Source organism: Aquitalea pelogenes (assembly GCF_001515305.1).
In the GTDB taxonomy this organism is placed as follows: Bacteria; Pseudomonadota; Gammaproteobacteria; order Burkholderiales; family Chromobacteriaceae; genus Aquitalea; species Aquitalea pelogenes.
The window spans coordinates 20,047-40,706 of the sequence record NZ_LNQV01000034.1 but is presented as its reverse complement, the minus strand read 5'-3'; the positions used below and the strand labels follow the sequence as shown (position 1 = coordinate 40,706).

Annotated in this window: 20 protein-coding genes; 10 read left to right on the top strand and 10 right to left on the bottom strand. The window is 59.8% G+C overall.

All coding sequences use genetic code 11. The features are described from left to right. Positions 1 to 2 precede the first annotated feature (2 nt). From AWT75_RS23540 to AWT75_RS23860, 8 genes are all read left to right on the top strand, one after another. A complete protein-coding gene (locus AWT75_RS23540; protein WP_161937755.1) occupies positions 3 to 1,610 on the top strand; it encodes a DUF2345 domain-containing protein in 1,608 nt (535 codons plus the stop codon). After that, on the top strand, positions 1,610 to 2,443 hold the full coding sequence (locus tag AWT75_RS14505; RefSeq protein ID WP_062789826.1) for a toxin Tle1 chaperone Tla1: 834 nt from the start codon (positions 1,610 to 1,612) through the stop codon (positions 2,441 to 2,443). The genes AWT75_RS23540 and AWT75_RS14505 overlap by 1 nt, the downstream gene beginning before the upstream one ends. Positions 2,444 to 2,498: 55 nt before the next feature. Then, positions 2,499 to 3,185 carry a hypothetical protein gene (locus AWT75_RS21335; RefSeq protein ID WP_153013342.1) on the top strand — a complete coding sequence of 229 codons (687 nt, stop codon included), beginning with the start codon at positions 2,499 to 2,501 and terminating at the stop codon, positions 3,183 to 3,185. A 141-nt stretch (positions 3,186 to 3,326) separates the two neighbouring features. Next, on the top strand, positions 3,327 to 3,989 hold the full coding sequence (locus AWT75_RS14495) for a DUF3304 domain-containing protein (protein WP_062789816.1): 663 nt from the start codon (positions 3,327 to 3,329) through the stop codon (positions 3,987 to 3,989). Continuing rightward, positions 3,971 to 4,633: a DUF3304 domain-containing protein gene (locus AWT75_RS14490; RefSeq protein WP_062789813.1), complete on the top strand. Its 663-nt coding sequence runs from the start codon at positions 3,971 to 3,973 to the stop codon at positions 4,631 to 4,633. The genes AWT75_RS14495 and AWT75_RS14490 overlap by 19 nt, the downstream gene beginning before the upstream one ends. Then, positions 4,615 to 6,888, top strand: a complete 2,274-nt coding sequence (locus AWT75_RS14485) for a T6SS phospholipase effector Tle1-like catalytic domain-containing protein (protein WP_062789811.1) — start codon at positions 4,615 to 4,617, stop codon at positions 6,886 to 6,888. Before AWT75_RS14490 ends, AWT75_RS14485 begins: the two co-directional genes overlap by 19 nt. 11 nt (positions 6,889 to 6,899) lie before the next feature. Further along, positions 6,900 to 8,060, top strand: a complete 1,161-nt coding sequence (locus AWT75_RS14480) for a hypothetical protein (protein ID WP_153013341.1) — start codon at positions 6,900 to 6,902, stop codon at positions 8,058 to 8,060. Continuing rightward, positions 8,057 to 8,233, top strand: a complete 177-nt coding sequence (locus AWT75_RS23860; RefSeq protein WP_204377062.1) for a PAAR domain-containing protein — start codon at positions 8,057 to 8,059, stop codon at positions 8,231 to 8,233. Before AWT75_RS14480 ends, AWT75_RS23860 begins: the two co-directional genes overlap by 4 nt. Here AWT75_RS23860 and AWT75_RS22220 read toward each other — a convergent pair. After that, positions 8,152 to 8,316: a hypothetical protein gene (locus tag AWT75_RS22220; protein ID WP_204377063.1), complete on the bottom strand. Its 165-nt coding sequence runs from the start codon at positions 8,314 to 8,316 to the stop codon at positions 8,152 to 8,154. The genes AWT75_RS23860 and AWT75_RS22220 overlap by 82 nt on opposite strands. 63 nt (positions 8,317 to 8,379) lie before the next feature. Between AWT75_RS22220 and AWT75_RS14470 the strand changes: the two genes are divergently transcribed. Next, positions 8,380 to 11,640 carry an ImcF-related family protein gene (locus tag AWT75_RS14470; RefSeq protein ID WP_082696116.1) on the top strand — a complete coding sequence of 1,087 codons (3,261 nt, stop codon included), beginning with the start codon at positions 8,380 to 8,382 and terminating at the stop codon, positions 11,638 to 11,640. Here the strand turns inward: AWT75_RS14470 and AWT75_RS14465 are convergent. Together AWT75_RS14465 and AWT75_RS14460 are read right to left on the bottom strand one after the other, a co-directional pair. Then, positions 11,637 to 12,383, bottom strand: a complete 747-nt coding sequence (locus AWT75_RS14465; protein ID WP_062789805.1) for an SDR family oxidoreductase — start codon at positions 12,381 to 12,383, stop codon at positions 11,637 to 11,639. The two genes, AWT75_RS14470 and AWT75_RS14465, sit on opposite strands and share 4 nt — an antisense overlap. A 1-nt stretch (position 12,384) precedes the next feature. Further along, a complete protein-coding gene (locus tag AWT75_RS14460; protein WP_062789803.1) occupies positions 12,385 to 13,275 on the bottom strand; it encodes a prephenate dehydrogenase in 891 nt (296 codons plus the stop codon). Between the two features lie 124 nt (positions 13,276 to 13,399). Here AWT75_RS14460 and AWT75_RS14455 point away from each other — a divergent pair, with 124 nt between their 5' ends. After that, positions 13,400 to 13,693 carry a DUF4936 family protein gene (locus AWT75_RS14455; protein ID WP_062789801.1) on the top strand — a complete coding sequence of 98 codons (294 nt, stop codon included), beginning with the start codon at positions 13,400 to 13,402 and terminating at the stop codon, positions 13,691 to 13,693. Positions 13,694 to 13,723: 30 nt separating this feature from the next. Here the strand turns inward: AWT75_RS14455 and AWT75_RS14450 are convergent, their stop codons facing one another. The 7 genes from AWT75_RS14450 to fabD all read right to left on the bottom strand — a co-directional run bounded on the left by AWT75_RS14450 (position 13,724) and on the right by fabD (position 20,511). Further along, positions 13,724 to 14,602: an EAL domain-containing protein gene (locus tag AWT75_RS14450; RefSeq protein ID WP_062789799.1), complete on the bottom strand. Its 879-nt coding sequence runs from the start codon at positions 14,600 to 14,602 to the stop codon at positions 13,724 to 13,726. Between the two features lie 181 nt (positions 14,603 to 14,783). Beyond that, positions 14,784 to 15,599 carry an aminodeoxychorismate lyase gene (gene pabC, locus AWT75_RS14445; protein ID WP_062789797.1) on the bottom strand — a complete coding sequence of 272 codons (816 nt, stop codon included), beginning with the start codon at positions 15,597 to 15,599 and terminating at the stop codon, positions 14,784 to 14,786. Beyond that, the gene (locus AWT75_RS14440; protein ID WP_062789856.1) at positions 15,599 to 16,891 is read right to left on the bottom strand and encodes an aminodeoxychorismate synthase component I; all 1,293 of its coding nucleotides are present in this window, start codon (positions 16,889 to 16,891) and stop codon (positions 15,599 to 15,601) included. Before AWT75_RS14440 ends, pabC begins: the two co-directional genes overlap by 1 nt. A gap of 128 nt (positions 16,892 to 17,019) precedes the next feature. After that, positions 17,020 to 18,261: a beta-ketoacyl-ACP synthase II gene (gene fabF / locus AWT75_RS14435; RefSeq protein WP_045846174.1), complete on the bottom strand. Its 1,242-nt coding sequence runs from the start codon at positions 18,259 to 18,261 to the stop codon at positions 17,020 to 17,022. A 165-nt stretch (positions 18,262 to 18,426) separates the two neighbouring features. Continuing rightward, positions 18,427 to 18,666: an acyl carrier protein gene (acpP, locus tag AWT75_RS14430; protein WP_019103041.1), complete on the bottom strand. Its 240-nt coding sequence runs from the start codon at positions 18,664 to 18,666 to the stop codon at positions 18,427 to 18,429. Between the two features lie 108 nt (positions 18,667 to 18,774). After that, complete coding sequence (fabG, locus tag AWT75_RS14425) at positions 18,775 to 19,512, bottom strand: 3-oxoacyl-ACP reductase FabG (protein ID WP_062789795.1); 738 nt, start codon at positions 19,510 to 19,512, stop codon at positions 18,775 to 18,777. A 69-nt stretch (positions 19,513 to 19,581) separates the two neighbouring features. Beyond that, complete coding sequence (gene fabD, locus AWT75_RS14420) at positions 19,582 to 20,511, bottom strand: ACP S-malonyltransferase (protein WP_045846172.1); 930 nt, start codon at positions 20,509 to 20,511, stop codon at positions 19,582 to 19,584. Between the last annotated feature and the right edge of the window lie 149 nt (positions 20,512 to 20,660).

The following is a 20,660-nucleotide window of genomic DNA, read 5'->3' as shown; positions in this document are numbered from 1 at the left end:
GCGTGCGCCGCACCGATTTCAACTATCTCACCGCCGATACCGTACTGGATGCCGAGCATGGTGTGGCTGGACCGCAAGCAGCGGCCTACGGGCTGGATTATGCCTGGGGTGAGGGCGGGCGTGATGCAGCGGAAACCGCCCGCATCGCCCAGCTGCGCCATCAGGCTTCGCAGGCGCGCCAGTGCGTGGCCAGTGGCAGTGGCACCGTGCTGCACAGCCGTCCGGGCGAGGTGTTGCGGCTGGCACAGGGGTTTGATGAAGCGCCGCATGGCTGGCTGATCATTGCCGCCCGGCATCAGGGCGCGCGCGATCAGGCCTATCACAACCACTTCCAGGCCATTCCGGCCGACCGCACCTGGCGACCGGCGTTGCTGCCCAGGCCGCGCATTCACGGCACCTTGCCTGCCATGGTGGTGAGTCCGGGCGATAACAGCTATCGCTATCCCTTTCTGGATGAGCTGGGCCGCTACCGGGTGCGTTTTCTGTTTGATCTGGACCGCTGGAGCCCCGGTGGCGACTCGCGCCCGGTGCGGCTGGCCAAGCCCTTTGCCGGCGGCGGCTTTGGTTTTCATCTGCCCTTGCATGCCGGTACCCGCGTCAACCTGGGTTTTGATGATGGCGACCCGGACCACCCCTACATTGCCTCGGTGCTGCACGACAGCAGCAAGCCGGACCACATCGACAGCGGCTGGCACACCCGCAATGTCATCCTCACCCGCGCCCACAACAAGCTGCGCATGGAGGACTTGCAGGGCAAGGAGCATATCAAGCTGGCCACCGAATATGGCAAGACCCAGCTCAACCTCGGCCACCTGGTGGATGCCCAGCGCCAGCCGCGCGGGGCAGGGTTTGAGTTGCGCAGCGACCAGTGGGGGGCCATCCGGGCCGGTAAAGGCCTGCTGCTTTCGGCCTATTCGCAGCGCAAAGCCACTGGCCTGCAAACCGACCTGAGCGAAACCTACCAGACACTGGACAACGCCAACCAGGACGTCCGTGCCATGAGTTTTGCAGCCAAAACAGCCAATGCAGAGGAATTGGACTGGCAAGCACAACACCAGTTGTTACAGCAACAAATCAAACAGTTACAGGAAGCCGTACTGGTGGCGACTGCACCGGCAGGAATCGCACTATCAACGCCCGACAGCATGCACTTGCATAGCGGAAAAACCCTGGCCGTCAGCAGTGTTGGAAATACCGCAATCACGGTTATGAAAAAGCTGACCGTCAATGTCAGTGAAATCATCAGCCTGTTTGCCCTGAAAGCAGGCATCAAATTATTCGCCAATAAAGGTCCCGTTCAAATCCAGGCGCAGTCTGATGCATTACAACTGGCATCCATGGGGGAGCTCAATATCAGCAGCTCCAATGGCAAGGTCGTCATCAATGCCAAAGAAATCATGCTGGCGGCTGGCGGCAGCTGGATCAGCATTGGCAGTGAAGGGCTAAAACTGGGTAGCGGCGCAGGGCCAATCACCCACTTTGGCGACTTCAGTATTACCAGTCCACAGGCCAAATCCATTCCACTTCCATCCTTTACCAAGGTGAATTGCAAGTCTTGCCTGGAGCGCGCTTTCAAAGAAGGACAAGTACTCACTGGAGGACATAGCTAATGTTGCATGTACAAAAAACCAAATCGCATACAACAGCAGAATGGCTAGATGAATTGCTCACCCAACTACGGCAAGAAAAGCAAAACCAGCTATTTGCCATGATTGATCTGGCAGATGATAAGAATTTAATTCTGCAAACCATTCGATACCACTCTACAGAACCAGCCCATCGTCTGTTACTGGACAATACGGCTCACCAATCGGTAGCCGTATCCGGGCCGGTATTAATTGCCATCAACACGGAGCAACAACCACAAGTAAAACTATTACTGGAATTAATGCAGATTATAGAAAATGAACCTCGTCTTATTTTCATCATCGCACAAGCACATATCAATCTGGATCAACTTGCTCAACGGTTAACACAAGCCACGCAAGTGGAACTGGAGAATGGCCTGCTACCCATGATATTTCGTTTTTACGATCCACGTTGTTTGCATATAGCACTCAGCAATTTATCCCCTGCCGAATTCAAATTTGTTTTCGAACCCATTCACTCCATTCACTGGCAAGACCGGGATGGCGTTTCCAGTCGGATAAACCGCCCAACTGATTTCCCCTCTTTGCCGGACTGGCCACATCAAGTACTACACCTGAGCGATGGTAGCGTACAAGCGTTGAGTGCCTGGCATCAGGCGGAAAAATGGCAACAAACCCATGAAGCCACTGCTGATAAATTTGGCCTGCCTAACAAAGAAGCCATGATGCAACTTCTTTATCAAATGCAATTACTTGCCGATGAGGAAAGTCTGCTTTCTGAACCAGAGCGCAATGCCTTTATTGATGAAAAACTGCAAAAACACAGAAAAAACAAACAACCATCTCAAGCGTAGTTAATTCCTGCCATTACCAAATAAACCTCCACACAGTCACTAAGGAAAACACATTATGTCAACCACACTCCGTCACAGCGCAATCGCCATGGTAATACTAAGCAGCATTTTCTGCACTTCAGCAACAAGCCATGCCGACACATTAAAATCGGAAAAAATATATTTTTCAAAAGAAAGCATTGATCAACTAAAAGACTGGATAAATAGTAACAAACCAATCAGTAAGGAAATAAAAATAGGCAATTTCAATATTCCACTCCCACCGGGAGAATGGAAGCCACTGCCTGTCGGACTGGATACTGGATCTTTTATCGTCAGTAAAAATCAGATTGGCATTGAACTATACACCTCATCAAACACTTTAGAACAAATGCCAGACTACATGCTAAGCATTACGATGAGTCAAAGCATACCCTTTACCTACCTGCCAAAGATATGCGAAAAAAATAACACAGGAAAATCAGAGGAAGAAATTACAAACAACAACAAAGCAATACCCAGTCTCGACTGCAATACGTTCGAAACGAAATATGCTTTTGACACCCCCATACTTGCCTCTATTCAACTTTACTCGAAAGAAAATAACAACATTTCCATTACTTACATCCGAGCAATCAATAAAAACAACTCATCAACCGAAAATTTCAAAGACAAGGAAAAAAGAGAAACAGAAGAATTTAAGAAGCTATCAAACAACTACTTGAAAATTTTAAATAAAAACCTTGCACCACTTTTCAAGTAAGCATGGCTCACTGTTTTCAACGGCGAAAGAATGGCGTTGTACCCGGCAAAACGGTGCAGCGCAGCCACATTTTTTAGCTGGGCTTCCATCTTAAAAATAAGCAGCCAAACAACTGGAGCACTTACAAGTGCAGAATCAGCCATGTCCGAAAGCACAATAAACCTGGAGCACGCCCAACTGGCCGCCCCCTGGGATGAGCAGCTGGATGCCTTCCCCAGTGATGCCCAGGAATTACGCAACACGCGCTATGTGCAGCAACAGCTCTGGCGGCACGGCATCCGCTGGCTTAAACGCGCGCTGCTCTGCCTGCTGCTGCCCTGGCTGGCAGCGTGCTCCAGCCTGGCCGGGCCGGGTGGCGGGCTGATCGGCGTGCCTACCCATCTGTATGACTTCAACCCGCATATCTACACCGTCAAATCCGTCACGTTTGAGTTTCTGGGTGTGGCCGGGGTGTCCGGCGGCGAGGTGTGCTGCGCCACGCTGCCCCGCACCTGGCGTCCCGGCCTGATGGCCACCGTGCGCTGGGTGGAGGACCCCAATCCTTGCTTAGGGTGTGCTCCAAATATGGATAAGGAAAGAAGCAAATTTCTTGAATATGTGAAAAAGAAAGAAGCCAGCTACCAGCACTACAGCGCACAGGTGGAGATTCCACAATATGGCAGTACCTGCGGCCTGAATCTGGTGTTCCTGCCCTGCCATCAGGTACGGCTGGTACTGGATTGCCAACAGAAATATCCACTGATCAAGCAGTGGAGAGCTGAAGCCAAACAACTGGAGGGTCAGTCATGTCCGAAAGCCCAATAAACCTGGAACACGCCCAACTGGCCGCCCCCTGGGATGAGCAACTGGATGCCTTCCCCAGTGATGCCCAGCAGCTGCGCGATATGCGCTATTTGCAGCAACAGCTCTGGCGGCACGGCATCCGCTGGCTTAAACGCGCGCTGCTCTGCCTGCTGCTGCCCTGGCTGGCAGCGTGCTCCAGCCTGGCCGGGCCGGGTGGCGGGCTGATCGGCGTGCCTACCCATCTGTATGACTTCAACCCGCATATCTACACCGTCAAATCCGTCACGTTTGAGTTTCTGGGTGTGGCCGGGGTGTCCGGCGGCGAGGAGTGCTGCGCCACGCTGCCGCGCACCTGGCGTCCCGGCCTGATGGCCACCGTGCGCTGGGTGGAGGACCCCAATCCTTGCTTGGGGTGTGCACCAAATATGGATAAAGAACCTGAAAAATTTGATGCATACATGAAAAAGATTCGGGCCAGCTACCAGCACTACAGCGCGCAGGTGGAGATTCCGCCGTACCAGGATACCTATGGCATCAATCTGGCCTTCCTGCCCTGCCATCAGGTGAGGCTGGTGATTGATAGCAAACAGGTTTTTCCCACATTGGCCAAGTGGAGAGCTGAAGCCAAACAGATGGAGGGTCAGTCATGTCCGAAAGCGCAATAAACCTGGAACACGCCCAACTGGCCGCCCCCTGGGATGAGCAACTGGATGCCTTCCCCAGTGATGCCCAGGAATTACGCAATACGCGCTATGTGCAGCAACAGGAAATGCAGGAGGCCTGCCTGGCCGCGCGCGCCCAGCGCCGCCCGCCCCCTTGCGGGCTGGTGACCAATGTGTCGCTGTTCTTCGATGGCACCAATAACCACCGCGCCACCGACCGGCTCACCAACAGCCACTCCAATATTGCCCGGCTATACGATGCTTCCATCCAGGGGGAGCGCGCGGCGCGCGATGGCTATTTTTCCTACTATCTGCAAGGGGTGGGCACCCAGTTCAAGGAAATCCATGAAATGAGCTTCTCCGCCGCCGGACTGAAATACGCCGCGGGCGGGCAGATGCGCATTCTGTGGGGGCTGACCCGGCTGATTGATGCACTGCGGCGCAGTAAAAGCCCGGACCCGGACCAACCGGAAATCCTGACCACCGAGGAAGCCTATCGCATTGCCTGTGACATGGTGAATGGCGAGCTCAATCACTGGGATACCAAGCGGCAGGGGCCGGTGCCGCCCAGCAAGCGCCGCCACCAGGCCATGCGCAATGGCATGGCTTCCATCATTCAGCATCTGGAGGTGCAGCAAGCACCCAAACTGGCTGGTTTGCGGGTGCATGTGTATGGCTTCTCCCGTGGTGCTGCCGAGGCGCGCGCCTTCTTGCACTGGCTGCTGGAGCTGTGCGAGTACGGTGAAGATGGCAAGTACCGGCTGTTTGGCGTGCCGGTCAAGGTGCCGTTTGTCGGCCTGTTCGATACCGTGGCCTCGGTGGGGCTGGCCGCCATCCGCCCGCCGGCGCTGGGCCATATGGACTGGGCGGACAATACCATGCCGCTGCCGCAGGCCCCCGGCTTTATCGGCCAGCATGTGCATCTGGTGGCGGCGCACGAGCAGCGCATCTGCTTTCCGCTGGATTCCACCCGCCTGCCGTCCGGCCGCTACCCGGCAGGTAATCTGGGAGAATTTGTCTACCCCGGCGTGCATTCCGATGTCGGCGGTGGCTACGGCCTGTGCGAGCAAGGCCGCTGTGGCGGCGAGGTGGGCATGCAACTGTCGCAGATTGCCCTGCGCCGCATGTACCTGCTGGCTTTCCGTGCCGCTGCGCCAATGACGGTGCCGAAAGAATCCTACGACACCAGCGAAGGCAAGCTGGCCGGTATCGAAAGCTGGCGCTGGATGGACAGCGAGGTTCAAGAACAATTTAAAGTAAGTAATAACCTGATCACCCGCTTCAACGCCTGGGCGCAACTGCGTGACTGCGACGAAGACACGGTGGAAAAAATCGTGGTCAAGCAAACCGCGCTGATCACCGCCTGGCGCATCGAACGCTTTGCCGGTGGCCTGGGCGGCAGCGGCGGGGTGCAGCAGGAGCAAACCGCCGCCTTCCGCCGTATTCCGCCGGACGATGCCATGCATAACGACTGGGCCAAAACCACCTGGCAGCAAGCGCAGGCGCATGAACAGGCGCAGGACGAACTGGCCGCCGTGATCAACCGCCCCGGCAGCACCATGCGCGATGTACAAAAAGCGCAGGACAAGGTGGCGGCCAACCCGGCCCCGCCCGGCGTGGTGGACCCGCGCAGCGGCCAGGTGGTACCGGGGCTGAGCGTGCCGTCCCCCGCCAAGGACTTCGACCCCAGCATGGACCACTCACAGCTGCGCGAAGCGGCGCTGGAGTTTCGCGAAGACTATCTGCACTGGCGGCGGGTAGACCAGCGGTTCAATGAAAAGGGCAAGCGCCTGCCCAGCCCGCTGGCCGAGCCGGGCCAGGCCAGCCTGATTGACAGCGACCCGGACTGGAAACGCCCCTGGCATTGGACCTTGACCCAAACTGGCCTGTGGCTGAGCACGCTGTTCTCCCGCCCGATCAACCCGGACCACGAATACGAAGGGGTGTATTTGCTGCGCGAAGGCGAGCAACGCTGGCGTGACGCAGGCAATGGCCAGGGGCTGACCGCTGCGGCCAACCGCGATCTGCTGGCCTTGTTTGACGAGCACGTACACGACTCGCGCGCCTGGTTCATGATGGCGGCCACCGGCAACCGCGAGACGGACGGCAGCTACTTCCGCTTGCGGACCATTCTGTACGACGACATCACCAACAAGCGCTATCTGAACGCCTTGCAAAAAGCGGCGGCAAGCTGCGAACCGCCTGCCGGGGCTCAGGCACAGCCGGCGGAATTGGCCGGGCAGCAAGGGGGAGGCTAATGCACTGCACCATGGATGCAGCACTGCGGCATGCCAGTACACCGGCTTATGCCGCAGTCCCGCTGGCGACACCACCCCGTATCTGGCCCTGCCTGTTGCTGAGTGTAGTGCTGGTAGCCGGTGATGCCCTGCTCACCTTGTGGTGGTTCAGCCAGGGCACACCGAGCACAGCACAACGGGAGCAGTTTTGGTGGTATGCCTTGCTGCCCGGATGCTTGCTGGCCGGCATAGCGGTATCGCTGCGACTGGCTTGGTATGCCTTGTGGCAACTGTATGCCGCTGTCCAGCAGCATACCCAGGCTGAGCACCATGCCTGGTGGCTGAGGTGCCGTCAGGAGAGTGCCAGCGTGCGGGATTCCATGTTATGGGGGCCTGCATGTAGCGATACGCCCAGCCGGGACAAGCTGGCACGCGGCCTGCACGCGGCCCCGCCTCAGGCCAAGGAAGGGGTGCTCAGGATGGCCGATGTGCTGACACTTGCCGATGCCACCTGGCAACAGCGGCAGGATGCCATCCTGGCCAAGCTGGCCAAAACATTAGCCACATGGCTGCATGGCAGCCGCATGCAAGCCTGTGGCTTTGCCTGGTGTGGGAGTGCGGCGGCATGGTCTGCCTTGCGTGTGCAAATGCAGCAATACGGCCTGCATCTGCCACCTCATCCACAACTGGAAGGCAGTGTGGCGATGCTGGAATACATCATCGACCGACTGCACGATGAAACCCGCCCCGTGGCAACAATCATCTGCCTGGGCCTGCACTGCCCGGCCAGCGATGTCAGCCGCAGCCTACCGGCAGCTGAAGCGGCATTCGCCATCATGCTGGGCTGCGATGGCGGTGCATTTCGGCTGCATCGCCCGGTCCCTTTGTCTGACAGCCAACATGTACAGCGTGCACAAGACAATGCAGCACTGGATGAGGCCCCGGCTGCTTATCTGTCAGCCAGCAGCCAGTCCAATACCTGGCTGGAAGAGGCGAGCTGGTCCTTGCAGGAACAAGCACAGCAGGCCTATTGGGGAGACCTGGGTCCACTGCAGGCCTGGATCACCCTGCTGCGTGCGATGGATCAGGCAAATATCAATGAACGCGCCACCGGCTGGCTGGCCAAGGACAGCCAGCAAGACTGGCTGGGCATTATCACGCCAGCGGTACCGCTAACAAAAGGAAAACCATGAAACGCTTAATTGCAGTGGACGGTGACAAAACCACGGCAGGCGGCACCGTACATGCCTCCGGCCCCGGCCTGATTCATGGCAAAAAAATGGCTTATGAAAATGACCCGGTCAGTTGCCCTGCATGTAACAGCACGGCCGGATTGTTTGTGTCGGGGAACGGCACAGCCTGTTGAGCCATGGCAAACGCATTGCCCTGCAAGATGACTTGTGCAACTGCCGCTGCCAGCCCAAGCCTCGTATCGTCGTGGTTGGACATGCCAATGCCCATGGTTGATCACCGTCATGCAGTAGCCAATCAGGCGTCTAAAGGATTATTTCAATGAATTCCTCCCTGCTGAAACCGACAGGAAAATTACGTATCCGGGCTGTCGTACTGGCATTGTCATTGCTGCTGTTATGCATGGCCTTGCTGCTGATTGCCAATCTGTACCTGGGTGGCTTTTATACCAAGCAACCGGAACGGGTGGCCTGGAGCATCGGCCTGTGTATTGCGCTACTGAGTTTGCCCAGTGTGGTGGCTTATCTGTGGATCAGGCAGGCAGAACGTCAGGCCATCCCGCCCGAACACGTGAGCGGCAGGACAGCAGCAGGGGCATTTGCGTCCCCTGACGTCAAATCCTGGCTGAGCCCTCGCCAATACATGCAGCAACGCTATCCGGGTAAATGGCGAACCATCAAAGCCTGGGTGGCGGTGTTACACAGCGCACAAGCCGAGGTATCCGTTCCACAAACCAGCGATGCCACTATTCAGGCCTGCTGGCAGGACACGGAAAGCGTGTTTTATGTCAAACCTGATGATGTGGAAGACCGGGTACTGCGTACCCTGCGTGGCCACTGGCGTCCACCGCTGGACGGCGTGATGCTGGTGGCACCCACGCTACCGGACGTGGGCAGCCCGGCGCTGCAACAGTTGCTGGATTTCAACCAGCGCAGTGGCTGGCGGCTGCCGCTGTGCCTGGCACTGAGCGGCTGGCCCGTGCCTGCCGGTGGGGTGGTCTGTCAGATACGGGATGCCAGCAACACGGAAACCACCACCCGCGATTTGCAGCAGCTGGCCTGGACGCTGGCCGTAGAGGGGCAGGCGGATGTGTTAAAGAAGTCGTCGGACAACAAGCGTCTGGCGCTGTCGGCGGCGCTGGACCAGCCCGACGTCACCAAACACTTGGTACAGCAGCTACGCGCCATCAGCCAGCAGTTACCGCCGGGGCAGCCGCTGGTGCAGCTAGGCTGGGTGGCAGACGACACAGCGCGACTCCCCGCCACCACACGACCCTGGCAGCAGTTTTCGCCACGCAGACACCGGCTGTCGCACAGCGACAAGGCAGGCTGGGCGGTCACCGCCATGGTCGGCTTGCTGCTATTGGGAGTGGCGCTGTCGTTTCAGCACAATTTCCAGATGATCCAGCAGGCAAAACAACAACAGCAGGCGCTGCAACAGGCCACATCGCTGACCGTGGCCCTGCCTACGCTAGGGGCGGTGCAACAGCAGATCAGTCAATTGCAGCAGGCACAGCGTCAGGGTTTGCCGTGGTGGTGGCGTTTGGGCCTGAACCAGCTGCCTGCAGTACAGCAGGCCTTGCTGGATGGCTATGGCAAGGCCGCACAGCGCTGGCTGGTGGAGCCGGCACGACAGAATCTGCGTCAGGTGTTACTGGCCTTGAATGAGCTGCCCTTGACCAGCAGCGACAATGCCTTGCTGCAGCAGGCACAACGGCAAGGCTATGACAGCCTGAAGGCTTACCTGATGCTGGACCAGCCGGCACGGGCGCAGCCTGCCTTCCTGAGCGCGCAACTCTTGCAGGCGGATGGGCTGGCACAAGGCAGGCGGGCCGATGTGCTGCGCTTTTACAGCCAGCACCTGCCAGGCCAGGCAGGCTGGCGGCAGGCTGCCGACCCCGCCGTGGTGGCTGCGGCGCGCCAGACACTGTTATCGCTTAATGGCATCGAGCATGACGATGCCACGCTGTACCAAACCATCCTGAAACAGGCAGCAGCCAAGTACCCGCCACGCAGTGCCGCCAGCCTGCTGCCGGGGGTGGATAGCCGCGGGCTGTTTGCCCTGCCCGGCACCGTAGCGGGCATTTATACCCGCGAGGCCTGGGAAGGATATTTGAAGGAGGCGTTTGAGCAGGCCGACCCCAAACAGGGTAGCGAGGCGGGCTGGGTATTAGGCGTTGCCAGCAGCAAGAACGAGGGGCCGGTGCTGGCGCAACGGCTGCGCCAGCGCTACTTTGCCGATTATGCTGCCGCCTGGCAGGCCTTTCTTAACCGGCTGCACTGGCAGAACACCACATCGCTGGCCGCCGCCAGCGAACAGTTGAATGCCTATGCCGACCCGCAACGCTCGCCGCTGCAAGCCTTGATGGCGATGTTGCAATATCAGGGCCGCGCCGGGGCGGCAGAGAAGTCACTGGCCAGCAATCTGCTGGATAAAACCCGCCAACTGGTGGGCAAGAATGCAGCAAACGAGCCGCAGGCTGCAGCCGACCCGCTGAGCGCCGCCTTTGGCCCCTTGCTGGCACTCAGCGTTCCGCCAGATGGCAATAACACGGGCAATAGCGCACCGGCCAGCAGCGTCAGCCTGACCCGCTATCTGGAAACCCTCACCGCAGTACGGCTGAAACTGCAACAACTGGCCGCCAGCCCCAATCCGGATGCGGCAGCCCGCCAACTGGCCCAGGCGCTGTTTCAAGGACGGCAGAATGAAATCAGCGACGGCCAGAAATACGCCGCGCTGCTGGCCGCCAGCCTGGGCCAGGAATGGGCGGGGTTTGCCCAGCAAGCCTTTGTCAGCCCGCTGGATGAGGCCGGTGCCGTGGTGCTGTTGCCTGCGGCGGCGGACATCAATGCGCTGTGGCGGCGCAGCATCGTACTGCCCTGGGGCAGCGAGATGAGCGGACGTTACCCCTTCAACAGTACCGACAACGATGCCGCCATTCCGGCCCTTGGCCGCTATCTGGCCCCGCAACAGGGCGAAATAGCCCGCTTCTTGCAGCAAACCCTGGGCGGTGCGCTGGTGCAGGAAGGTGACCAATGGCTGCCCAGCCCCAATCTGGCCAATGCTGCGCCGTTTGATGCTGCCTTCCTCAATGCCGTCAACAGCCTCAGTCGGCTGGCCAGCCGCTGGTTTACCGAAGGGGACGCTGCTTACAGCTTTGAACTGCAGCCGGTGGCGATGCCCGGCCTGGTCCGCACCGAATTGACGGTGGATGGGCAAACCGTGAGTTATTTCAACCAGCAAGCCAGCTGGAGCGCATTGCGCTGGCCGGGCCATGCCCAGCAGCCAGGCAGTCAACTGGTGTGGGAATCGCTGAAGACCGGTAGCCGGCAAACGCTGGCATTCAACGGGCGCTGGGCATTTATCCGTCTGCTGGAGCAGGCCAAGGTGGAGCAACTGGACAAGGCGCGTTACCAGCTGGACTTTGCCCTGCCCGATGGGCTGACAGCGCGCTATATCCTGCGCACCAGCGCGGCTGATGGCCCGCTGGCCTTGCTCAAGCTGCGCCAGTTCAGCCTGCCGGAACGGGTGTTTGTGTTACCGGGTGCCCAGGCCCCGTCATCAGCCAAGGTGGCGGACTAACGCCCGCCGGAGACATCCAGGATGCTGCCGGTGCAAAAACTGGCAGCATCGGACAGCAGCCACACAATGGCGGCGGCTACTTCCTCGGGCAATCCACCACGCTGCATGGGCACCCCCGGTGCCAGCCTGGCCACCCGGCCGGGCTCGCCGCTGATGGCATGGATGCCGGTTGCTATCAGTCCGGGGCGGACCGCGTTGACGCGAATGCCCTCGGCGGCCACTTCGCGGGCCAAGCCCAGGGTAAGAGTGTCGATGGCTCCCTTGCAGGCAGCGTAATCGACATATTCGCCAGCACTCCCCAGCCGGGAGGCGGCGGAGGAAACATTGACGATGACCCCGCCCTGCCCGCCAGTGGCGGTGGACATGCGGCGTACCGCCTCGCGACAGCACAGCATGGGGCCAGCCACATTCAGTTGCAGCATGTGCTGGATGCGTGCGGCGCTGAAGTCCTGCAAGCGGCCCATGGGCGCGGTACTGCCGGCATTGTTGACCAGTCCGTGTACCGCACCAAAATGCTGAACCACAGCGTCAAACAGCCGGATGATGTCCGCTTCCTCAGCCACATCGGCCTGAAAAGCCTGTGCCACGCCTCCGGCTGCCTGAATGCTGGCCACCACCTGTGCAGCGCCAGCGGCATCCTGCCGGTAGTTCACTGCCACCTGCCACCCGGCGGCAGCGGCCTGCAAGGCAGTGGCCGCGCCAATGCCCCGGGAGGCACCGGTAATCAGCAGGGTGCGCGCCATGTCAGCTTTGTCCTTCGCGCAGGAAGCGCTGATACCAGCCCACACGCGCGGCACGGGCGGTTTCAAATGTCTGCGCCAGGGCATCGGCGTCGGCCGCTTCTACCTGGGCAGTCAGGTCGGCCAGCGCCTGGCGGTAGCGTTCCAGTTCGTCCAGCAAGGCGCTGCGATTGGCCATGGTGATGTCTTTCCACATTTCCGGATGGCTGCCGGCAATGCGGGTGAAATCGCGAAAACCGGTGGCGGCAAAATCAAAACAGCGCCGCGCATCTTGCTTGCCTGCCACCATGCCGACATAGGCAAAGGCCAGCAGGTGTGGCAGATGGCTGACGGTGGCAAACACACTGTCGTGTTCTTCCGGCCGCATACGGTGAATGACGGCACCACAGGCCTGCCACAGTTCGGCCACCGTATCGCAGGCTGCCATGGTGGTTTGCGGCAAGGGGGTGAGCACCACCTTGCGCTTTTCATACAGGCCGTACTGGGCTGCAGCAGCGCCAGACAAATCAGACCCGGCAATGGGGTGGGCCGGTACACAGTTAGCCAGCTGCGCCGGCAGGTATTGGGCAAACAGCTGGGCCACGTCGCCCTTGGTACTACCGGCATCGGTCACGATGGCATGCGGTTGCAAATGCGGGGCCATGGCCTGCATCATCCTGCCCATCTGCCCCACCGGGCAGGCCAGCAATACCATATCGGCCCGGCTGGCCACGGCAGCCAGATCCTGGCTGATTTCATCCACCACGCCCAGTTCCAGCGCACGGGTGAGGTTTTCCAGTGTGCGACCAACGCCGATGACGTGTTGCACCTTGCCTGCGCGTTTGAGCGACAAGGCAAACGAGCCACCAATCAAACCGACGCCAACCACCACCAAGGTGGTAATACCCTGCTGCACACCACTCCCCTTTCCTGCACTGTCACCTGGTTTGCCAGATGCCCACCAGCGTGGGCGAAGTGGTCTATGATAAGCGATTTTGCGCGACTGCAAAGCCTGCATGCCTCAGGAAGGAAAGCCCAGCATGACCAGCGAGCTGTATGTGTATTACAAGATTGCCACCATCGACGGGCCGGCTTGGCTGCCCCTGCTGCGGCAGATGCAGGCCGCACTGGCACAGCAGGGCGTGGAAGTCAGCCTGATGCGACGGCAGGATGACAACGCGCAGCAGGCACAGCAAACCTGGATGGAAGTGTATCGCGGCATTGCGGATGAGCAGGCCTTCTTGCTGCAATTGCAGCAGGCACTGCACGATCACGGGCTGGAGAGCCTGGGGGGCGCACGTCACATGGAGTGGTTTGTCCCGCTGGAAGGGTAAGCGTGCGGCATGACACCGCCAACTGGAGGTTCAGGCCGGCAGACCGAGCAACTCTGCCGGGCGCGCCAGATGGAAGCCCTGCACGAAATCACAGCCGGCAGCGCGGGCGATATCCAGCTGCATCGCGCTTTCTATCCCCTCGCCTACCACCTGCGCACCGTGCAGGTGCAGGATGTCCACCAGTTTGGCCAGCTTGTCGCGCACGCTGGGGCGCATCAGCGCATGGCGCATCAGCACCTTGTCCAGCTTGACGTAATCCGGCTCCAGCAACCAGACGCGCTCCAGATTGGATGCACCCTGGCCAAAGTCGTCCAGCGCAATACGGAAACCCAGGCTGCGATAGCGCTGCACGGCTTCCAGCAGGCGTAGTGGATCGCTGACGGCGTCTTCCACCACTTCCAGACAGATGCGGCTGGCCGGGATATTCAGCTGTTGCAGCACTTCGGCAAAAAACTGGCCGTGCGCCTCGCTGACATTCACCAGATGCTGGGCATTCACATTGAGCGACAGGATCAGGTCCGGCCCCGGGTGTTGCAGCAGGAAATTGAGCAGGTGCAGACAGCGCAGCTGACGGTCGAGAAACACCGAGCGGCGCGGTGAGGTTTCGGCAGCAAACAATACGGTGGGAATCAACTGGCCGCCAAAGCTGTCAGTCACCCGCGCCAGTGCCTCCACCGACCACAGGCGCGTAGCGCCATCGGCCTCCAGCGCATACACCGGCTGGAATACCGAGCGGAAACGCCATTCTTCGTGGCGGCCACGCACGCGTCCGGCTTGCAGGCTGAGGGGGAATTGTTCGAACTGGTGCGCGTTCAGCAGCTGGTTGATGAAAGCCAGGTCGTGTTCGATGGGTGCCAGTGCGGCGGGCTGTTGACAGGCAAGCTGTTCCAGCAGGCTGGCTGCCACCATGCTGATTCTCCTTGGCGCATCGCGGATGCAGGCCGGAACACGGAAGGGAAACCGCTCCCTTCATCGTGGCTGCCACTATAGCGAGCACTATTTAGCGCCAGAAATAATTTAATCAGCAAACCTTATGCAAATTTTATCTAAGCGAATACAGCGGGCGGAGATAGGGACTTGGCGACAGTAATCAGTTCTCAGCTGCCAGCAAGGCCTGCAGCTGTGCGCAACAGGGATGAGCGTGCGGCAGGCTCTGGCCGTCGATACTGGCCACCGGCCACAGGCCGATCAGACTATTGGACAGGAAGACCGCATCGGCAGCCTGCAATTGCGCGGGCAGGATTTCAGCCTCGACCAAGGGGTAACCCAGTTGCGGGGCATGGGCAAACAGCCAGTCGCGCAGCATGCCTTGCACACCGCTCTGATCCAGTTTCGGGGTGATGATCTGCTGCCCGGTCACCAGATAGACATTGCTCATGGTGGCTTCCACCAGCAGGCCGCGCGTGTCCAGCATCAGGCCTTCGTGAATGTCCGGGTCAGACCATTCCGAGCGGGCCAGCACGTTTTCCAGCCGGTTCAGGTGCTTGATACCGGCAAGCAGTGGCTGACAGGCCAGCCGGGTGTCGCACCAGCGCACATGCACCCCGTCACGGGCACGCTCGGGCGGATAGCCGGCCCAGGCGGTGACGGACACCATGCGGGTAGGCCGAACATCGGCAGGCATGGCATAGCCGCGCGCGCCTACACCGCGGGTGAGTACAATCTTGGCCACGCCTTGCTCCAGGCCGCCTGCCAGTTGACCGATCTCATCCAGTAGCAGGGCTGCATCCGGCACCGGCAGCTTCAAACGTCGGGCATCCGCCACCAGCCGCCGGTATTGCCAGGTCCACAAGCGGGGCTGGCCAGCACGGATTTCAATGGTGCGATAGATACCGTCGCCATAGGCCAGGCCACGATCCAGTGCGGAAACCTGCTCGCCCGGCTGGCCGTTGATCAGCATGGCCATCAGGCTTGCTCCACCCCCAGCGCACGCAGCAGGCCGCGTGCCTTGTGGCGGGTTTCCTGCAATTCGCGTTCCGGATCCGAATCCGCCACGATGCCGCCACCGGCACGGAAGCGCAGCTGCTGCCCTTCCTGCATGAAAGTGCGGATCAGGATATTCAGGTCCATGCTGCCATCACGGTTGAGATAGCCCAGGCTGCCGGTATAGGCACGACGTGCGCTGTTTTCCAGCTCGCGGATGATCTGCATGGTGCGCACCTTGGGGCAGCCGGTGATGGTGCCACCGGGGAACAGTGCGCGGATGGTGTCGGCGGGGGTGATTTCCTCACGCAAACGCCCACGGATATTGGATTCGATATGGTGAACGTAGGCATAGCTTTCCACCGCCATCAGTTCGTTCACTTCCACTGTGCCGGGCTGGCTGATACGCCCCAGGTCATTGCGTTCCAGGTCGATCAGCATCACGTGCTCGGCGCGCTCCTTGATGCTGGAGATCAGCCGCTGCTTGAGGGCGGCATCTTCGGTCGGGTCGGGCGAGCGCGGATGGGTGCCGGCGATCGGGCGGGTGTCGGCCCAGCCATCGCGCACCCGCACCAGGCGCTCGGGCGAGGAGCTGACAATCTGCGCCTGACCAAAATCCGCCAGTGCAGAAAACGGCGCGGGATTGGCACGGCGCAGCGCGGCAAACAGGTCCGGCGCGGCAACATCGGGCCCCAGTTCGGCGCGCCAGCCGCGCGAAATGTTCACCTGGAACACATCACCTTCATAGATGTACTGCTTCAGCCGCAGCACGGCATCGGTATACCACTGCGGCGGGTCTTCTTGCAGCGATAGCAAGCTGACCGGATGCGGGTTGAATGGCGCAATGCCGTGTACCAGCTGTTGCAGGCGCTGCAATTGACCAGCCGTTTCGGCCACCAGCCAGGCGCTTTGCTCACGCCGGTTGATCAACAATGCAGCCGGAACCCGCGCCATGGCCGCCAGCGGAAAGCTGTCCGGCAGTGCCTCGTCCACCTTGGCTTCAAACTGCGACAGCAAGTCGTAACCCAGATAGAGGAAATAGCCGCCAACAAAGGGCAGGCCATGCGGGTTATCCACTTCCTGCGGCTGGAAACCGCGCAAGGCCTCGACAAAAGCCTCCCCTTCCCCGCCGTGATACAGGGTGGTGCTTTCTGCGGCAAACAGCATGTCCCAGCCCTGATCGCCGGAGGACATCAGCAGGAAGGGGAATTCCGCACGATGGGCGGCATGCAGGGCCAGCAGGTCGGGAAGGAAGTCGAGTCGTTCGGTAAACATGCCTGTTCCATACAGCGGCATGGAGCGCGCCGCAAAAAAAGAAAACCGCCGCGAGTGTATCGCAGCGGTTCGGGCTGTCAATGCGTTTTCGCGTTGCGGCGCAGCAGCACCGCAACACGCGTCGGCCATTACATGCGCTTGAACACCAGGGTACCGTTGGTACCACCAAAACCAAACGAGTTGGAAATGGCGATGTCGATCTTCATGTCACGGGCGGTATTGGCCACGTAGTCCAGATCGCAACCGGCTTCCACATCCTGCTCGTGCAGGTTGATGGTGGGCGGCGATACCTGGTTGTACAGCGCCAGGATGGAGTAGATGGCTTCCACGCCGCCAGCACCGCCCAGCAAGTGGCCGGTCATCGACTTGGTGGAGTTCACCACCAGCTTCTTGGCGTGATCGCCAAAGGCAATCTTCAGCGCGCTGGTTTCGTTGGCATCACCCAGCGGGGTGGAAGTGCCGTGCGCATTCACATACTGCACCTGATCCGGGTTGATCCGGGCATCGCGCAGTGCGTTCTGCACGCCGCGGGCCGGGCCATCCGCATTCGGAGCGGTAATGTGGTGGGCATCGGAACTCATGCCAAAGCCGATCAGCTCGGCATAGATACGCGCACCGCGCTTGACCGCGTGCTCGTATTCTTCCAGCACCAGCACACCGGCTCCTTCGCCCATCACAAAGCCGTCACGGCCCTTGTCCCACGGACGGGACGCGGTTTCCGGATCGTCATTGCGGGTGGACAGCGCCTTCATGGCGGCAAAACCGCCCATGCCCAGCTTGGAAATGGCACCTTCGGCACCACCGGCCACCATCACGTCGGCATCGCCATACTGAATCATCCGGGCTGCATCGCCGATGCAGTGCGCACCGGTAGTGCAGGCAGACACGATGCCATACGACGGGCCCTGATAGCCCTTCAGGATGGAGACGTGGCCGGCGATCAGGTTGATCAGCGAACCGGGGATGAAGAAAGGACCGATCTTGCGGATGCCGTTTTCCTGTACGGCCACGCCGGTTTCCTCGATCAGCGGCAGACCGCCGATACCGGAACCGATGTTGACGCCAACGCGGGTCTTGTCCAGATCAGCCACATCGTCCAGGCCGGCATCAGCCACAGCCTGCAGCGCTGCTGCAATGCCGTAGTGGATGAACAGGTCGGAACGACGCGCTTCCTTGGGGGAAATATACGCGCTGATGTCGAAGTCCTTGACCTCGCCGGCGATCTGGCAATTCAGGTCGCTGGCATCAAAACGGGTCACTTTGCCAATGCCGCTCTTGCCGGCCAACAGATTGGCCCAGCCAGTGGCAACATCATTGCCGACCGGGGAAATATGTCCCAGACCGGTTACTACAACTCTGCGTTTGGACACGAAGAATCTCCGTGAGTAGAGGGGAGGCAGTCTCCCGATGATCCCACAACTTCCGTGTGAAGTTGATGACAGTCAAACGGACGTTTGGAACCCTCTATAACAAAAGAACCTCTGCAGGCGAGCCAAGGCCACACCGCGCAGAGGTCCTGTACAGGCCTGAAAGTATTACTTGTTCAGGTGGGCGGTAACGTAATCAACGGCTTGCTGAACAGTGGTGATCTTTTCAGCTTCTTCGTCCGGGATTTCGCACTCGAACTCTTCTTCCAGAGCCATTACCAGCTCAACGGTGTCGAGGGAGTCAGCGCCCAGATCATCAACGAAGGACGATTCGATCTTGACTTCAGCTTCGTTCACGCCCAGTTGTTCGGCAACGATCTTTTTAACGCGCGCTTCGATGTTTTCCATTTGTCTAAACCCTTGACCTTTCTGATTCGGGATCACAAAACCCGTGTATTCTACAAAAAAAAATTAGAGCAGCCCACCTAAATCTTGTCTTTTGTTCGACAGGACCGGTTAAGGCATGAACATGCCGCCATTGACATGCAGTGTTTGGCCGGTGATATAGGCCGCACGGTCCGATGCCAGGAAGGCGGTTGCATCAGCAATATCCTTGGCATCGCCCAGGCGGCCCAGGGAAATCTGGCCCACCAGCGCGGTGCGCTGTTCTTCCGGCAGTGCACGGGTCATGTCGGTATCGATAAAACCCGGTGCCACACAGTTTACCGTGATATTGCGACTGCCAACCTCACGTGCCATGGACTTGGTGAAGCCCATGATACCGGCTTTGGCCGCTGCGTAGTTGGTCTGACCGGGGTTGCCGGTTGCACCCACCACCGAAGCGATGTTGATGATACGGCCCCAGCGGGCCTTCATCATGCCGCGCAGTACTGCCTTGGATGCCTTGAATACCGACTTCAGGTTGGTATCCATGATGGCATCCCAGTCGTCGTCCTTCATGCGCATCAGCAGGCCGTCGCGGGTAATGCCGGCATTATTGACCAGAATGGCCACCGCGCCGAATTCCTTGTCGATGGCGTCAACCAGCGCTTCGATGGCACCGTCTTCCGTCACGTTGAGCACGCGACCGGCACCACCGTTGGCAGCCAGACGCTCATGGATGGCAGCAGCACCGGACTCGGAAGTCGCGGTACCAATGACAATGGCGCCCTCGGCTTGCAGCGCATCGGCAATGGCTGCGCCAATGCCACGCGAAGCGCCGGTAACCAGGGCTACTTTGCCTTGCAGACTCATTGAGGATGTCTCCTTGTTGTGTACTTCAACATCCGCCAGTGCCGGCCAGGCGGCGCTGACGGATGAATATCATTGCAGTTCGGCCTTGGCCGCTTGCAGCGCGGCAGCATCGGTCAGTGCCAGGCACTTGACGTTGCCGTCGATACGCTTGGCCAGACCAGCCAGCACCTTGCCAGGGCCGCACTCGGCCATGCTGACGATGCCGTCGGCTGCCAGCTTCTGGATGGTTTCGGTCCAGCGCACCGGGCTGTACAGCTGGCGCACCAGCGCATCGCGGATATCGGCCGCATCGCTGTAGCTGGCCACGTCGGCATTGTGCAGCACCGGAATGGCCGGGGTATTGATGTGTACTTGCAGCAGGGCCTCGGCCAGCTGCATGCCGGCCGGCTTCATCAGCGCACAGTGCGAAGGCACCGATACCGGCAGCGGCAGCGCACGCTTGGCACCGCGTGCCTTGCAGGCTTCCATGGCGCGCTCGACAGCAGCCTTGCTACCGGCAATCACCACCTGACCGGGGGAGTTGAAATTGACGGCTTCCACCACTTCGCCATTGGCCGCTTCGGCACAGGCAGCGCGCACCTCATCGTCCGACAGGTTCAGGATGGCCGCCATGGCACCCTGACCGGCCGGTACGGCGTTCTGCATGGCTTCGGCACGCAGGCGTACCAGTTTTACCGCTTCGGCAAACGGCAGCGCACCGGCGGCAACCAGGGCGGTGTATTCACCCAGGCTGTGACCGGCCACAACAGAAGGTTGCAGACCGCTGACATCCTGCCAGGCAAGGTAAGTCGCCACACCGGCAGCCAGCATGATGGGCTGGGTGTTGACGGTGGCATTGATGGCCTCGGCACTGTCAGCCTGCAGCATGGCCCACAGGTCCACGCCCAGCGCGGTGGAGGCTTCTTCGAAGGTGTGTTTCACCACCGGCAGGTCGGCAAAGCCGTCCATCATTTTCAGGCTTTGCGAGCCCTGACCGGGAAAGAGAAAGGCAAACGCCATAGACAGTCTCCGCAATTTCGACGGAATAATAATCGACGGAAGGATGAGGCAATCAGACCTTGCTGCCAAGCAGTCAGATCAAACGCCCATGAAAATGGGCGTTATCTCAGGCAGGGCACGGCATGAAACCAGCGATGCTTCCGTCGCGA

What these genes read in the sequence shown, in the direction of transcription:
- AWT75_RS14505 (WP_062789826.1), top strand. Translation starts at nt 1,610, where the DNA reads ATGTTGCATGTACAAAAAACCAAATCGCATACAACAGCAGAATGGCTA.
- AWT75_RS21335 (WP_153013342.1), top strand. Translation starts at nt 2,499, where the DNA reads ATGTCAACCACACTCCGTCACAGCGCAATCGCCATGGTAATACTAAGC.
- AWT75_RS14495 (WP_062789816.1), top strand. Translation starts at nt 3,327, where the DNA reads ATGTCCGAAAGCACAATAAACCTGGAGCACGCCCAACTGGCCGCCCCC.
- AWT75_RS14490 (WP_062789813.1), top strand. Translation starts at nt 3,971, where the DNA reads ATGTCCGAAAGCCCAATAAACCTGGAACACGCCCAACTGGCCGCCCCC.
- AWT75_RS14485 (WP_062789811.1), top strand. Translation starts at nt 4,615, where the DNA reads ATGTCCGAAAGCGCAATAAACCTGGAACACGCCCAACTGGCCGCCCCC.
- AWT75_RS14480 (WP_153013341.1), top strand. Translation starts at nt 6,900, where the DNA reads ATGGATGCAGCACTGCGGCATGCCAGTACACCGGCTTATGCCGCAGTC.
- AWT75_RS23860 (WP_204377062.1), top strand. Translation starts at nt 8,057, where the DNA reads ATGAAACGCTTAATTGCAGTGGACGGTGACAAAACCACGGCAGGCGGC.
- AWT75_RS22220 (WP_204377063.1), bottom strand. Translation starts at nt 8,316, where the DNA reads ATGTCCAACCACGACGATACGAGGCTTGGGCTGGCAGCGGCAGTTGCA.
- AWT75_RS14470 (WP_082696116.1), top strand. Translation starts at nt 8,380, where the DNA reads ATGAATTCCTCCCTGCTGAAACCGACAGGAAAATTACGTATCCGGGCT.
- AWT75_RS14465 (WP_062789805.1), bottom strand. Translation starts at nt 12,383, where the DNA reads ATGGCGCGCACCCTGCTGATTACCGGTGCCTCCCGGGGCATTGGCGCG.
- AWT75_RS14455 (WP_062789801.1), top strand. Translation starts at nt 13,400, where the DNA reads ATGACCAGCGAGCTGTATGTGTATTACAAGATTGCCACCATCGACGGG.
- AWT75_RS14450 (WP_062789799.1), bottom strand. Translation starts at nt 14,602, where the DNA reads ATGGTGGCAGCCAGCCTGCTGGAACAGCTTGCCTGTCAACAGCCCGCC.
- pabC (WP_062789797.1), bottom strand. Translation starts at nt 15,599, where the DNA reads ATGGCCATGCTGATCAACGGCCAGCCGGGCGAGCAGGTTTCCGCACTG.
- AWT75_RS14440 (WP_062789856.1), bottom strand. Translation starts at nt 16,891, where the DNA reads ATGTTTACCGAACGACTCGACTTCCTTCCCGACCTGCTGGCCCTGCAT.
- acpP (WP_019103041.1), bottom strand. Translation starts at nt 18,666, where the DNA reads ATGGAAAACATCGAAGCGCGCGTTAAAAAGATCGTTGCCGAACAACTG.
- fabG (WP_062789795.1), bottom strand. Translation starts at nt 19,512, where the DNA reads ATGAGTCTGCAAGGCAAAGTAGCCCTGGTTACCGGCGCTTCGCGTGGC.
- fabD (WP_045846172.1), bottom strand. Translation starts at nt 20,511, where the DNA reads ATGGCGTTTGCCTTTCTCTTTCCCGGTCAGGGCTCGCAAAGCCTGAAA.